This is a genomic window from Streptomyces roseofulvus (genome assembly GCF_039534915.1).
Taxonomy (GTDB): Bacteria; Actinomycetota; Actinomycetes; order Streptomycetales; family Streptomycetaceae; genus Streptomyces; species Streptomyces roseofulvus.
Genome location: NZ_BAAAWE010000001.1, coordinates 5388642 through 5401465, shown reverse-complemented (window position 1 = coordinate 5401465; position 12824 = coordinate 5388642). Strand labels below are relative to the sequence as shown.

Below are 12824 nucleotides of genomic sequence, written 5' to 3'. Positions count from 1 at the left end.
GCGCGGTTGGCCGGTATCCCACTGGACGGAAGCCGCTCGGCCTGTTTTGCGCCCGCTGTTACGCTGGCCCTCATGAGCGACCTGTTGGAACGACTGCGCGGACGCGGCTGGCGGATGACCGCACAGCGCCGTGTCGTCGCCGAGGTCCTCGACGGCGAGCACGTGCATCTCACCGCGGACGAGGTGCACGCCCGTGCCGTCGAGCGCCTGCCCGAGATCTCCCGTGCGACCGTCTACAACACGCTGGGCGAGATGGTCACGCTCGGCGAGGTCATCGAGGTCGCCACCGACGGCCGTGCCAAGCGGTACGACCCCAACGCCCACCGGCCGCACCAGCACCTGGTCTGCGCCGGCTGCGGCGCGATCCGGGACGTCCACCCGGCGGGCGACCCGCTGCGGGACCTGCCGGACGCGGAGCGGTTCGGCTTCACGATCTCGAACGTCGAGGTCACCTACCGCGGCCTCTGCCCGAACTGCGCGGCGGCCTAGCCGGAAGAGAGCGGCGCCCCCTCGGGGGCGCCTCTTTCGCGTCTCCGCACACGGGAACGCCGAAGGCCCGGACCGTGTGGTCCGGGCCTTCGGGCTACTGAGTAGCGGGGACAGGATTTGAACCTGCGACCTCTGGGTTATGAGCCCAGCGAGCTACCGAGCTGCTCCACCCCGCGTCGGTGAACACCACCTTACGGGACCCCGGTGACAGGAGCAAATCGCTTTATGCCGTGAGCTCCTCGTGGAGCGCCTCGCTGAGCCGTGCCGCCCGCTCGGCGACCTCCGCCGGTCCGAGCTCCACCGCGCGGGCGCACCAGGTGCGGCCCTCGGACAGCTCGCCGCGGCGGGCGGCGAGCAGGCCGAGCCGGAGCGCGGCGCGGCCGTGTCCGGCCCGGGCGGCCCGGGTCCACCAGAGGGCGGCCTCCCGCTCGTTGCCCTCGCGGGCGAGGAGCAGTCCGAGGTTGAAGGCGCCGTTGCGGCTGCCGGCCTCGGCGGCCTCCCGGTACCAGCGGGCGGCCTCGGTGAGGTCGCCGCGGTCGGCGGCGAGCATGCCGACCCGCACCTGGGCGCGCCGGTGGCCCTGCTGGGCGGCCCGCTCGTACCACTCCTCGCACTCGGTCTTCTGGTCCACCGGGGCGCCGAGGAGCACCGGGCCGGGCTCGGGCCGGCGGGCGTCGAGGACCGTGGCCAGCCGGAAGGCGGCCTCGGCGCTGCCGCCGCCGGCGGCGCAGCGCAGGTGCCGCTCGGCGGTCTGCTCGTCGCCGTCGCGCAGGGCGGCGATGCCGACCTGGAGGGCGGCCTCGGTGTGGCCGGCGGCGGCGGCCCGCTCGTACCAGGCGAGCGCGGCCCGGTCGTCGTCACGGCCGGCGTGCAGGATGCCGAGGTTGAAGGCGGCGTCGACCGACCCGGCCTCGGCGGCCTTGGAGAACCACGGCTCGGCGCCGTTCGCGTCGCCGGCCTGGAGGAGCAGCACGGCGAGCGCGTTGGCGGCCTCGCGGTGGCCGGCGTAGGCGGCGCGGCGGTACCACTGCTCGGCCTGCGGCAGGCGGTCCTGGGCGGCGCAGAGCAGCCCGAGGTTGTAGGCGCCGTTGACGTCGCCGGCGTCCATGGCGGCGCGGTACCAGCGCTCGGCGGTCTGCTGCTCGCCGCGGGCGGCGTGCAGGGCGCCGAGGGCGTTGGCGGCGTTGCCGTCGCCGTCCTGGGCGGCGCGCAGCCACCAGACGGCGGCGCTCTCCTCGTCGCCGGCGTCGCGCAGCAGGAAGCCGAGGGCGCAGGCGGCCTTGGCCTCGCCCTCCTTGGCGGCGCTGAGGTACCAGCGGCCGGCCTCCTTCAGCTCGCCGCGGTGTTCGAGGATGGCGCCGAGGTGCAGGGCGGCCCGCCGGTGTCCCCGGGCGGCGGCCTGCCGGAACCACTGCTCGGCCTCGCCGAGCAGCCCGGCGCCGGCGGCCTCGGCGGTCCGGGGCGGGGCGACGGCCCGCGGGCGGTCCTCGCCGGTACGGGTGAGATCCGCCGCGCGGAGCCGGCCGGCCGTGTCGTACGCGTGGCCGACGCGGCCCGCGGCGGCGGCGGGGCCGTAGGCGTGCGGGCCGCGGAAGGTCTCGGTGGCGCGCCGCTCCAGGGCGACCGCCAGGCGGTAGGCGGCCTCGCGGTGGCCCTGCTCGGCGGCGGCGCGGAGCCAGCGCTCGGCGCCGACGTCGCTGCGGTGCTCCAGGAGGTCGGCGAGGGCGTAGGCGCCCAGCGCGTGGCCCTGCTCGGCGGCCTGGCGGAGCCAGTACTCGGCGGCGGGCTCGTCGCCGCGCTCGCGGTGGTGGCGGCCCAGCGCGTGGGCGGCGGGGGCGGAGCCGGCGACGGCGGCGACCCGCCACCAGCCGGCGGCCTCGTCGGGGTAGCCGCGCTGGTGGAGCAGGACGCCGAGGTTGTTGGCGGCGGCCCGGTCGCCCTCGGCGGTGGCGGCGCGCAGGAAGGGCTCGGCGCCGTCGAGGTCGCCGCGGCGCAGCAGCAGGGCGCCGAGGGCGCTCATGGCGTCGACGTCACCGCGCTCGGCGGCCCTCCGGTGCCGGCCTTCGGTCTCGGCCTCGGTCTCGGCCTCGGTCTCCGGACCGGCGTCCGGAAGGGTCCCGGTTCCGGCGGTGGTGTCGACGACCGCATCGACGGCGGCCACTGCCTCGATGATCTCGTCCGCGGCGTTTCTGGCGTGCCGCTGCACAAACCGCCCTGTCTCCAACAGAGTTGCCCTGTCCCCCATAAATACCATCGTCGCACCACCCGCAACCCGCGCACACCCGGTATACCGCAGCCCGTGAGGTCACCTCAGCGTTTTGTCGACATGCCCACAGAGAGACAAGTCAAACACGAGACGCCTCAACTCGCCCCTTCCGTACCGCTCTTCGGCGCCCTCCGTCAGCACGACACGCGACGAGGGCCCGGATCCTTATGGATCCGAGCCCTCGTGTCAGTAGCGGGGACAGGATTTGAACCTGCGACCTCTGGGTTATGAGCCCAGCGAGCTACCGAGCTGCTCCACCCCGCGTCGGTGACGTCACACTATCACGACGCGGGGTGAAGCCCGCAGGTCAGCTGCCGGAAGCCCCCTGCGGCCGGATCTTCGCGCCGGCCTCCGCGGCCTTCTCCAGCGCGGCCTGGAGGTCGTCCTGGGCCTTGCCGTAGGCCGCCCAGTCGCCCTTCGCGAGGGCCGCCTCGCCCGCGTCGTACGCCTTCTGGGCGTCGGCGATGGCCTGCTTCAGCGCCGCGTCCGCCGAGGCCGGGGGCTGCGGGGTGGACGGCGGCTGCTCGGTGCCCGGCGGGGTGGGCGGCGGGGTCGTGCCCTCCACCCCGAAGACCGCGTTGAGGGCGTCCGTGAGGTTGTTCTCGAACACCGTGGTGTCCTTGGTGGTGTCGCCGCCCGGCTGGTCGGCGTCCACGTACGACACCGCGACCTTCTTCAGGAGCGGGTAGAGCGCGTTCCGCCCCTGGGCGTAGACCGGCTCCACGTAGAGGAACCCGCCGTCGAGCGGCACGGTGAGCAGGTTGCCGTACTGGATGTCCGAGTCGGCGCCCTTCATGTCGCGGACGAAGGTGGCCACGTCGGGCAGACCGTTGAGCTTGCTCTGCACCTGCGCCGGTCCCGGCACGTCCTCGGTGACCCGGAGCAGTCTCAGCCGGCCGTACTCCTTGCTGGTGGCGTCGGCGTCGACCGCCATGAAGCCGCCCAGGTTGGGCCGCCCGTTGGGGGTGAACGTCGTGGTCAGCGAGAAGCGCTGGGCCGTGTCCCCGGGCATCTTCATGCTCAGGTAGTACGGCGGCACGGCCACGTTGTCCTTGTTGGTCGGGTCGTCCGGCACCTGCCAGGCGTCCGAGCCGCTGTAGAACTGGGCCGGGTCGGTGACGTGGTAGCGGGTCAGCAGCTCGCGCTGCACCTTGAACATGTCCTGCGGGTAGCGCAGGTGCTCCAGGAGGTCGCCCTTGACCTCGGACTTGGGCTTCACCGTGCCGGGGAACGCCTTCATCCAGGTCTTGAGGACCGGGTCCTCGGTGTCCCACTGGTAGAGGCTGACCGTGCCGTCGTAGGCGTCGACGGTGGCCTTCACCGAGTTGCGGATGTAGTTGACCTGGTTCTGCTGGGCGACGACCGCGCGCTGCTGGTTGCCGACGGTCAGCGAGTCGGCCGTGGTGTCGCCGAGCGTGGTCCGCGAGGCGTACGGGTAGCCGTTGCTGGTCGTGTAGGCGTCGACGATCCACTGGATCCTGCCGTCGACGACGGCGGGGTAGGCGTCGCCGTCGATGGTCAGCCAGGGGGCGACGGCCTCGACGCGCTGCTTGGGCGTGCGGTTGTACAGGATCCGCGAGCCGTCGCCGATGGCCCCGGAGTAGAGGATCTGCGGCTCGCTGAAGGCGACGGCGTACGCGGCGCGGTTGAAGGCGTTCTCCAGGCTGACGCCGCTCTTGCCCTCGTAGCTGGTGGTCTTCTCGCCGTTCTCCTCGTAGTCCAGCTCCTTCTGGGGGCCGCCCACGATCGAGTACTGGTCGGTCTTCTCGCCGTAGTAGATCCGCTGCTGGTACTTCCCGAGGTCACCCGTGGTCGGCAGACCGGACTCGGTGAAGATCGGGGAGCCGTTGGCGTCGGTCTGGGTGCCGCGGGCCAGGATGGCGCCGTAGCCGTGGGTGTAGGTGAAGTGGTCGTTGATCCAGTTCCGCTTCGGGATGCCGCGGATGTTGAGCTCGCGCAGTCCGATGACGACGTCCTGGCCCTCGTAGCGGTCCACGTCGAGCGTCGTCGGGAACTGGTAGTACTTCCGCTTCTGCTCCAGCTGCTGGAAGGTCGGCGAGACGATGTTCGGGTCGAGGATGCGGTAGGCGGCCGCCGAGTCGGCGTCCGCGCGCAGCTTGTCCTTGGCCTTGACCGTCGACTTGCCCGAGTAGTTCTCCAGCTTGGTCTCGTCGATCGCGTACGCCTTGCGGGTGGCGTCGATGTTCTTCTGGATGTACGGGGCTTCCTTGGCCTGCTCGTTCGGCTGGACCTGGAACTTCTGCACGATCGCCGGGTACAGACCGCCGATCAGCACCGCGGAGAGCACCATCAGGCCGAAGCCGATGACCGGCAGCTGCCAGGTGCGGCGCCACAGGGTGGCGAAGAAGAGCACGGCGCAGATGACGGCGATGCAGAAGAGGATCGTCTTCGCCGGGAGGTAGGCGTTGGCGTCCACGTACCGCAGGCCGGTCCAGTTGCCGGTGGCCTTGAAGTCACTGGACTTCACCGCCAGGCCGTACCGGTCGAGCCAGTACGCCACCGCCTTCAGCGCGACGAAGACGCCGAGCAGCACCGAGAGGTGGCCGGTGGCGGCCGCGGTGGCCCGGGCACCGGGGCTGGTGACCCGCAGTCCGCCGTACAGGTAGTGCGTGATCGCCGCGGCGATCAGCGACAGCACCACGGCGGCGAAGCCGAAGGCCAGCAGGAAGCGGTACCAGGGCAGGTCGAAGGCGTAGAACGAGACGTCCTTGCCGAACTGCGAGTCCTTCTCGCCGAAGTCCACGCCGTTGACCCACATGAGCCAGGTGCGCCACTGGCCGGAGGCGGAGGCGCCGGCGATCAGGCCCACCAGGGCGGTGACCGCGAGCAGCACCCACTTCTTGAAGGGGGCGACGCCCATCCGGTACCGGTCGAGGCTCTGCTGCTCCAGCGACATGGCGCTGAGCGGCGGGCGCAGCCGGTACGCCAGCCAGATGTTGAGGCCGACGACGAGCCCCATGAGGACGCCGAAGACGGCGAACAGCCCGATCTTGGTCCACAGGGTGGTGGTGAACACGGACGAGTAGTGGACCGAGCGGTACCAGAGCCAGTCCGTCCAGAACCCGGCGAACATCACGAACGCCATGGCCAGGACGGCCAGCACGCCCAGTGTCATCAGCAGGGTGCGGGCCCGCCGGGACGGCCGGCCGACTCTGATCCTTGGCCCGGACGGGCTGCCGCCACGGTCCGGCATCTGGAAAGCCAACGTGCGCCCCTCGGTGTTGATGCGTCGGAAAACGGGCTCCGCGATCGTAGAGCCCACTGATGCAACTTACTGACGCTTTACCTAGTTCCCGTCTCCGGGGGAAGAGGAGGCAGGATATTGGTCATGTCCAACCTTTCCCCCTCGGGCCCGCCGATGGCCTCCAGTCCCCTCACCCGCGCGGTGCTCGAGATCGACGAGTACGCCTCGGGTCTCGGCTGGGACCGGCCCGCCCGCCTCTTCGCCCTCGTCGACACCGCCCGGCTGCGGGCCCAGGCGCCCTCGCTGAAGCTCGGCGAGGACGCGACCGCCTACACGCCCATCGAGCAGGAGGAGATCCCCAAGGGCAAGCCGCTGGACGAGTTCCTCGGCACCATCGCCTGGCCGGAGGCGGTGGCCGGCTGCGCCCTCACGGTGGAGCGGCTGATGCTGCCGCCGTCGGCCGAGGCCCAGGTCCCCAAGGACCTGAGCGGCGCCAGGCTGAACAAGTGGGTGGCCGCGCACCCGGACCGCCAGGAGGTCCGGATGACGGTCGCCGTGCTGCGGGACGGGACCCGGGAGGCCGCGATCCGGCTGCGCGAGAAGGACTCGCCGACCGAGGTGCTGACCGGCCCCGACCTGGTGCCGGGGCTCGCCGAGGCGCTGGCCGCGACCTTCGAGGGCTGAGCCGTCCGGGGCGCTGGGCCGGTCCCGTACCGGCTCAGCCCTTCGAGCAGCGCGGGAGGCCCGCCGTGTCGCCCGCGCGGAGCTTCTCCAGCGACTTCGTCGCGTCGTCGATCGTGTCGACCTTGATGAGGGTGAGTCCCTCGGGCGTGTCGCCGGCGGCGGTGGCGCAGTTGTCGGCGGGGGTGAGGAAGTACTCGGCACCCGCGTTCCGCGCGCCGACCAGCTTCATCTGGATGCCGCCGATCGGGCCGACCTTGCCGTCGTCGTCGATGGTGCCGGTGCCGGCGACGAACTTCCCGCCGGTGAGGCTCTCCGGGGTCAGCTTGTCGACGATGCCGAGCGCGAACATCAGACCGGCGCTGGGGCCGCCGACGTCGGCCAGCTTGATGTCGATGGTGAACGGGAAGACGTGGTCGGTGCCGGCCTGGATGCCGACGATCGCCCGGTCGCCCTCCTCGGACTTCGCGGTGGTGAGGACCACCTTCCGGGTGACGGTGGCCTCCTTGTGGGCCTTCTCGGCGGCCGCCGCCTCCTTCGCCGGGACGATGGTGAACTCGACCTTCTCGCCCGGCTTCCGTTTGGTCACCTGGGCGGCGACGTCGGCCGGCTTCGTGACCTTCACGCCGTCGACGGCCTTGATCACGTCGCCGGCGTGGAGGGTGCCCTCCGCCGGGGAGTCCTTCACCACGGAGGCGACGACGACCCGGGTGGTGAAGGGGATGCCGAGCTCGTCGAGGGCGGCCACCTTGGCGCTCTCCTGCGACTGGCTGAACTCCTCGGCGTTCTCCTGGCTCGACTCCTCCTCCGTCTTCCCGTCCGGGTAGAGGGTGTCGTGCGGCACGACCACGTTGTCGTGGGTCAGCCAGCCGTAGACGGCCTCGACGGCGTTCATCTTGTAGTCCGCGCTGGTGACCCTGACCGTGGTCATGTTGAGGTGGCCGTCGGTCGGGTAGGTCTTGCGGCCGGAGATCTGGAGGACCGGCTCGCCGCGCGCCTCGCCGAGCGTGTTGACCGTGGGTCCGGGGCTCATCTCCGAGTACGGCACCGGGATCAGGACGCCGGCGATCAGCAGGCAGATCAGGACCAGGGTGGAGGCGAGCATCGTCGCGGTGCGGCGTGGCATGGAACGACAGTACGGGACTCGCCTGTGCGCGCACCCCTGGGGCGGTCCGTACGGGACGCCGTCAGGGCGCGGCCGGGGCGGCCGTCAGGACTCCGCGGGGGCCGGTTCGGAAGCCGGGTGGAACGGAGCGGAGGGGGGCGCGGTCGGGTGGGCACGCTCCATGGCGTCCCGGAAGCGGGCGTAGCCGGCGAGCTCGGCCACGTCACCTATGGTCTTGTTCCTCTGGACCCAGCTTCCCCATATCGCCGCGCCGACGACTGCGAAAAGCGGAATCAGCAACCAGGCCAGCGCTGCCATCCCGACCTCCCATCCCCAGTGAGTTGATCAGCAGATTATTCATCTGTGCCAACAACGCTCGGGCCTGGGGGCCGGTTACGCAAATCGGGCGTTCGGCTACGGGGTGTCGGCGCGCCGCCTTGCGCGGCGCCCCAACCCGTCAGCAGGCTCCCACCCACTCCTCTGTGCCGTCCGAGAAGGTCTGGTGCTTCCAGATGGGGACCTCGTGCTTGAGGTCGTCGATCAGCTTGCGGCACGCCTCGAAGGCCTCGCCGCGGTGCGGGCAGGAGACGGCGACGACGACCGCCAGGTCGCCCACGGTGAGGTCGCCGACGCGGTGGACGGCGGCCAGGGCGCGGACCGGGTAGTCCGCCACGACCTTCTCGGCGACCCGGCGCAGCTCCGCCTCGGCGCTCGGGTGGCAGGAGTAGCCCAGCGCGTCGACGTCGGCGCCGCCATCGTGGTTGCGCACGGTGCCGACGAACAGGGTCGTCCCGCCCGCGGCGTCGTCACCCACGGCCCGGAAGACCTCGTCGACCGAGAGCGGGGTGTCGCGGATCGCGAGCAGCTTGATCGGGTCGTCCGCGGCCAGCTCACCGGGGTGGTCGTGCGTCGTGGTCATGCGGTCCATGGTGCCGCACGCCGCCGACATCCCGGAATAGCGTTTTCGACCGGTGGACCGGGGCCCTCCGTAGGAGGGTCCTACAGGCCGCGCCGCTTCCTCATCTGCCGCACCAGGGCCGCGGTGCCGAGCAGGGCCACCGTGGCGCCCGCCGCGCCCGCCGCCGTGGCGTCCTTGCGGCCGAGCCGGCGGCCCGCGACCGTGTGCCGGCCCTGGACCTCCTCCAGGAGCGCCGCGAGGACCTCCTCGTTGGTCCACCTGGGCCGCCAGCCCGCGTCGTGGAGCCGGCCGACGCTGACCACCCAGGGGTGCATGGTGTAGGCGAGGTCCCCGGCGGGGGACGGGGTGAGGCCGATCCGGTGCAGCCGGGCGGCGGCGCCGAGGGCGACCGCGGAGGGCAGCTCCATGCGGCGGATCCCCGACAGCTCCTCGACCTCCTCCTGCTCCAGCCAGCCCTCGCAGCCGACCGCGAACTCGCCGTCGACCTTCTCCAGGGCCGCGTACTCCAGGGCGCTGACCAGGTCCTCCACGTGGCAGAACTGCCAGGTGGGGCGGGAGCCGGCGACGACCAGGAGGCGGGGCGACTCGAAGTAGCGGGTCAGCGCCGTGTCCGTACCGCCGACGAGGACGGCCGGGCGGACCACGGTCACGTTGAGGCCGGGGTGGGCGCGGGAGCCGCGGCGGCCGAGCCGCTCGACCTCCAGCAGGTCGCCGACGCCGGTGGCCTCGGCGGTGGCGCGGAGCTCGGCGTCCTCGGAGAGCGGGATGTCGTTGTCGGGCAGGGCTCCGTAGACCATCGTCGAGGTGCACAGGACGACCCGGCGGACGCCGGCCGCGGCGGCGGCCGTGAGGACGGTCTGGGTGCCGCGCACGTTGTAGGCCGTCCGGGCGGCGGGGTCGGTCTCCAGGTCGAGGTCGACGGCGAGGTGCACGACGACGTCGGCGCCGCGCAGCTTCTCCGCGATGGCCGGATCCCGTACGTCGAGGACATGCCAGGTGGCCTCCGCCACCTCGCCGCGCCGCTCGTCGATGGCGACGACCTGCCGGACCTCGTCGGACTCGGCAAGACGCCTGGTCAGCAGGGCGCCGACGCCGGTGGCGGCGCCGGTGACCGCGACGACGGGGCCGCGCGCGGCGGACCGGGTTGAGTGGTTTCGCGCTCCGCGAACCTGCGGATCTGGGGAACTCACCGACCGACTCCAGAGGTTGTCTTCAGTACGTACGGGGATGACGCGTACGTACCAGGTGGCGTCCATCCTGCCGCAGGGCACGGCCCGGCGGAGACTTGAGCCCATATCCGACCCGGATGTCTACGCTGGTGTTGTGCAGCGGGCAGTCGCCGCCGGCAGAAGGCCGGTGGCCCTAGGAGCCGAGGAAACCTGTGAGTGACACCCCATTCGGATTCGGCCTTCCGCCGGAGGAGCCGGAGGACGGCGACGAAGGCAAGAAGAAGGACCCCGCCGGAGGTGGCCAGGGGTCCGGCGGCCAGGGCGGCAACCCGTTCGGGGCGAACCCGTTCGGTTTCGGCGTCCCCGGCATGGGCGGCCAGGGCGGCGCGGACAATCCGTTCGCCGCGATGTTCGGGTCGATGAACCCGACGGACCTGGGCGCGGCCTTCCAGCAGCTCGGGCAGATGCTCAGCTACGAGGGCGGTCCCGTGAACTGGGACATGGCCAAGCAGATCGCCCGCCAGGTGGTCGCCCAGGGCACCGCCGACGGCGTCAAGGACTCCAGCGTGGGCCCGGCCGAGAAGTCCGCGGTCGAGGAGGCGGTCCGCCTCGCCGACCTCTGGCTGGACCAGGCCACCTCGCTGCCCTCCGGGGCGAACACGTCGGTCGCGTGGAGCCGCGCGGAGTGGGTCGAGGCGACCCTCCCGGCGTGGAAGGCGCTGGTGGACCCGGTCGCCGAGCGGGTCGGCACGGCCATGGGCGACGTGCTGCCGCAGGAGATGCAGGCCATGGCGGGCCCGCTGATCGGCATGATGCGGTCGATGGGCGGCGCCATGTTCGGCCAGCAGATCGGGCAGGCCATCGGCGCGCTCGCGGGCGAGGTCGTCGGCTCGACCGACGTCGGCCTGCCGCTCGGCCCGGCCGGCCGCGCCGCGCTGCTGCCGCTGAACGTGACGGCCTTCGGCAAGGACCTGGGCGTGCCCGCCGACGAGGTGCGGCTCTACCTGGCCCTGCGCGAGGCCGCCCACCAGCGGCTCTTCGCCCACGTGCCGTGGCTGCGGGCGCACCTGTTCGGCGCGGTCGAGTCGTACGCGCGCGGGATCAAGGTGGACACCTCGAAGCTGGAGGAGGCCGTCTCCCAGCTCGACCCGACCCACCCGGAGCAGCTGCAGGAGGCGCTCCAGTCGGGCATGTTCCAGCCGCAGGACACGCCCGAGCAGAAGGCGTCCCTGGCGCGGCTCGAGACGGCGCTCGCGCTGGTCGAGGGCTGGGTGGACGCGGTGGTCCACGAGGCCGCCAAGACCCGTCTGACCTCGGCGGACGCGCTGCGCGAGACGCTGCGCCGGCGCCGGGCCAGCGGTGGCCCGGCCGAACAGACCTTCGCCACCCTGATCGGTCTGGAGCTGCGCCCGCGCCGGCTGCGGGACGCTTCCCGGCTGTGGGCCTCGCTCACCGACGCGCGCGGGGTCGACGGCCGCGACGCCCTGTGGGAGCACCCGGACATGCTGCCGACGGCGACCGACCTCGACGACCCGGACGGCTTCGTCCACCGCGAGCACCTGGACTTCTCCGAGCTGGACAAGCTGCTCGGCGAGGCGGCCAAGGGCGACGCGCCCGAGGACGGGGACGACGCCAAGTGACGCTGCACGACGACGCGGTCCTCGTCCTCAAGGGGTACGAGGGCCAGCCGGAGCTCCGCGAGCTCTACCTGGAGCACCTGGCCGCGCATCCGGACGGCATGTACAAGCCCTGCTCGGCCGGTCACCTCACCAGCAGCGCGCTGGTGATCGACCCCTCGCGCGGGCGGGTCCTGCTCACCCTGCACAAGAAGCTGGGCATGTGGCTCCAGATGGGCGGCCACTGCGAGGAGGGCGATCCGACGGTCGAGGCGGCGGCGCTGCGCGAGGCCGCCGAGGAGTCGGGCATGGCGGGGCTGACGCTGCTGCCCGGCGGACCGGTGCGGCTCGACCGGCATCCGATCCCGGCGCCGTGCCACTGGCACCTCGACGTGCAGTACGCGGCGCTGGCCCCGGCGGACGGGGTGGAGCGGATCAGCGAGGAGTCGCTGGACCTGAGGTGGTACGCGTACGACGAGGTGGCCGCGGTCGCGGACACCTCGGTGGTGCGGCTGCTGGAGGGCACGCTGGCCCGCCTGTGACGTGAGGTGACGGCGAAGGGCCCCCGGTGTCCTCCCGGGGGCCCTTCGCCGTGCCGCTGCCGTGCGGTCAGTTCCAGGCGTTGTTCTGGTTCTGGCCGTGGGCGCCGTGCTGGCCGACGCCGAACTGGGCGGCGACGCCCTGTCCGATCGCCGCGTTCTGCGGGGGCATGACCTCGCTGGGCTGGACGAGGGCGAAGCCCTGGCCGAGGAAGCTGAGCTCCCAGCCCTCGCCGGTGCTGCCGCGGCGGCTGCGGACGCTGGTGTTGTGCGTCTGGGCCTGCATCTGGACCCGCAGCGAGGTGGACCAGGCGACGATGGCGTCCGCGTCGGCGCTGACGTACTTCTCCGGGGTGACCTGGAGCATCAGCGGCTGGCCGGAGGTCATCAGGGCGACCTTGCCGCGGCCGGTGATGTTCAGCTGGTACTTGCCGGTGCCGGAGACCCCGTACTGGCTGTCGACGGCGATGACCTCGGTGTGCAGGCTGGTGTCGAGCGCGAGCACGTAGGAGCTGTCGACGGTGAGGCCCTCGTGGTCGACCTCGACGACGTGGATGTACTGGGCGAGGTTGGCGAAGTAGACCGTGCCCTGGCCGGAGCAGCGCATCAGGTCGAGGCCCTCGCCGGTGCGGGCGCGGGCCTGCCGCTGGCCGGAGCTCTGGTACTCGCCGTCGAAGTCGACGAGCCCCTGGTACGCGACCATGGCGCCCTTGCGGGCGAGGACGTCGTCGTGGCCGGTGAGGCTGACCCGCAGCAGCTGCGGGTTCTGGATGACGTACCGCTCCTGGCTCTGCTGCTCGGCGTGGTTGAAAAGCGGGCTCTGCATGATGTGTTC

Annotated in this window: 11 protein-coding genes and 2 tRNA genes; 4 read left to right on the top strand and 9 right to left on the bottom strand. The window is 72.2% G+C overall.

All coding sequences use genetic code 11. From position 1 onward, the window contains the following. Positions 1-72 precede the first annotated feature (72 nt). Entirely contained in the window at positions 73-489 is a 417-nt protein-coding gene (locus ABFY03_RS25125) for a Fur family transcriptional regulator (RefSeq protein ID WP_319009669.1), read from the top strand. A 102-nt stretch (positions 490-591) separates the two neighbouring features. Here ABFY03_RS25125 and ABFY03_RS25120 read toward each other — a convergent pair. The 4 genes from ABFY03_RS25120 to ABFY03_RS25105 form a co-directional block, all read right to left on the bottom strand. Continuing rightward, positions 592-665, bottom strand: a tRNA-Met gene (locus ABFY03_RS25120). 47 nt (positions 666-712) lie between these two features. After that, positions 713-2743, bottom strand: a complete 2031-nt coding sequence (locus ABFY03_RS25115) for a tetratricopeptide repeat protein (protein ID WP_346170901.1) — start codon at positions 2741-2743, stop codon at positions 713-715. Positions 2744-2945: 202 nt separating this feature from the next. Then, a tRNA-Met gene (locus tag ABFY03_RS25110) sits at positions 2946-3019 on the bottom strand. Between the two features lie 43 nt (positions 3020-3062). Further along, the gene (locus ABFY03_RS25105; protein WP_319009671.1) at positions 3063-5969 is read right to left on the bottom strand and encodes a UPF0182 family membrane protein; all 2907 of its coding nucleotides are present in this window, start codon (positions 5967-5969) and stop codon (positions 3063-3065) included. Positions 5970-6104: 135 nt separating this feature from the next. Here ABFY03_RS25105 and ABFY03_RS25100 point away from each other — a divergent pair, with 135 nt between their 5' ends. After that, on the top strand, positions 6105-6644 hold the full coding sequence (locus tag ABFY03_RS25100; protein ID WP_319009672.1) for a PPA1309 family protein: 540 nt from the start codon (positions 6105-6107) through the stop codon (positions 6642-6644). Between the two features lie 34 nt (positions 6645-6678). On the opposite strand, the gene ABFY03_RS25095 is transcribed toward ABFY03_RS25100, so the two are convergent. From ABFY03_RS25095 to ABFY03_RS25080, 4 genes are all read right to left on the bottom strand, one after another. Next, positions 6679-7767: a YlbL family protein gene (locus tag ABFY03_RS25095; RefSeq protein WP_346170900.1), complete on the bottom strand. Its 1089-nt coding sequence runs from the start codon at positions 7765-7767 to the stop codon at positions 6679-6681. Between the two features lie 84 nt (positions 7768-7851). Next, the gene (locus ABFY03_RS25090; RefSeq protein ID WP_346170899.1) at positions 7852-8064 is read right to left on the bottom strand and encodes a hypothetical protein; all 213 of its coding nucleotides are present in this window, start codon (positions 8062-8064) and stop codon (positions 7852-7854) included. Between the two features lie 139 nt (positions 8065-8203). Further along, positions 8204-8665: a molybdenum cofactor biosynthesis protein MoaE gene (locus tag ABFY03_RS25085; protein WP_031013218.1), complete on the bottom strand. Its 462-nt coding sequence runs from the start codon at positions 8663-8665 to the stop codon at positions 8204-8206. 80 nt (positions 8666-8745) lie between these two features. Beyond that, entirely contained in the window at positions 8746-9855 is a 1110-nt protein-coding gene (locus tag ABFY03_RS25080; protein ID WP_319009675.1) for an SDR family oxidoreductase, read from the bottom strand. Between the two features lie 191 nt (positions 9856-10046). On the opposite strand from ABFY03_RS25080, the gene ABFY03_RS25075 reads away from it, so the two are divergent. Next, a complete protein-coding gene (locus ABFY03_RS25075) occupies positions 10047-11474 on the top strand; it encodes a zinc-dependent metalloprotease (RefSeq protein WP_319009676.1) in 1428 nt (475 codons plus the stop codon). Next, a complete protein-coding gene (locus ABFY03_RS25070; RefSeq protein WP_319009677.1) occupies positions 11471-11992 on the top strand; it encodes an NUDIX hydrolase in 522 nt (173 codons plus the stop codon). Before ABFY03_RS25075 ends, ABFY03_RS25070 begins: the two co-directional genes overlap by 4 nt. Positions 11993-12059: 67 nt before the next feature. On the opposite strand, the gene ABFY03_RS25065 is transcribed toward ABFY03_RS25070, so the two are convergent. After that, on the bottom strand, positions 12060-12815 hold the full coding sequence (locus ABFY03_RS25065; RefSeq protein WP_319009678.1) for an AIM24 family protein: 756 nt from the start codon (positions 12813-12815) through the stop codon (positions 12060-12062). Positions 12816-12824: the final 9 nt, after the last annotated feature.

What these genes read in the sequence shown, in the direction of transcription:
- ABFY03_RS25090 (WP_346170899.1), bottom strand. Translation starts at nt 8,064, where the DNA reads ATGGCAGCGCTGGCCTGGTTGCTGATTCCGCTTTTCGCAGTCGTCGGC.
- ABFY03_RS25125 (WP_319009669.1), top strand. Translation starts at nt 73, where the DNA reads ATGAGCGACCTGTTGGAACGACTGCGCGGACGCGGCTGGCGGATGACC.
- ABFY03_RS25095 (WP_346170900.1), bottom strand. Translation starts at nt 7,767, where the DNA reads ATGCCACGCCGCACCGCGACGATGCTCGCCTCCACCCTGGTCCTGATC.
- ABFY03_RS25105 (WP_319009671.1), bottom strand. Translation starts at nt 5,969, where the DNA reads ATGCCGGACCGTGGCGGCAGCCCGTCCGGGCCAAGGATCAGAGTCGGC.
- ABFY03_RS25065 (WP_319009678.1), bottom strand. Translation starts at nt 12,815, where the DNA reads ATGCAGAGCCCGCTTTTCAACCACGCCGAGCAGCAGAGCCAGGAGCGG.
- ABFY03_RS25085 (WP_031013218.1), bottom strand. Translation starts at nt 8,665, where the DNA reads ATGACCACGACGCACGACCACCCCGGTGAGCTGGCCGCGGACGACCCG.
- ABFY03_RS25100 (WP_319009672.1), top strand. Translation starts at nt 6,105, where the DNA reads ATGTCCAACCTTTCCCCCTCGGGCCCGCCGATGGCCTCCAGTCCCCTC.
- ABFY03_RS25115 (WP_346170901.1), bottom strand. Translation starts at nt 2,743, where the DNA reads ATGGTATTTATGGGGGACAGGGCAACTCTGTTGGAGACAGGGCGGTTT.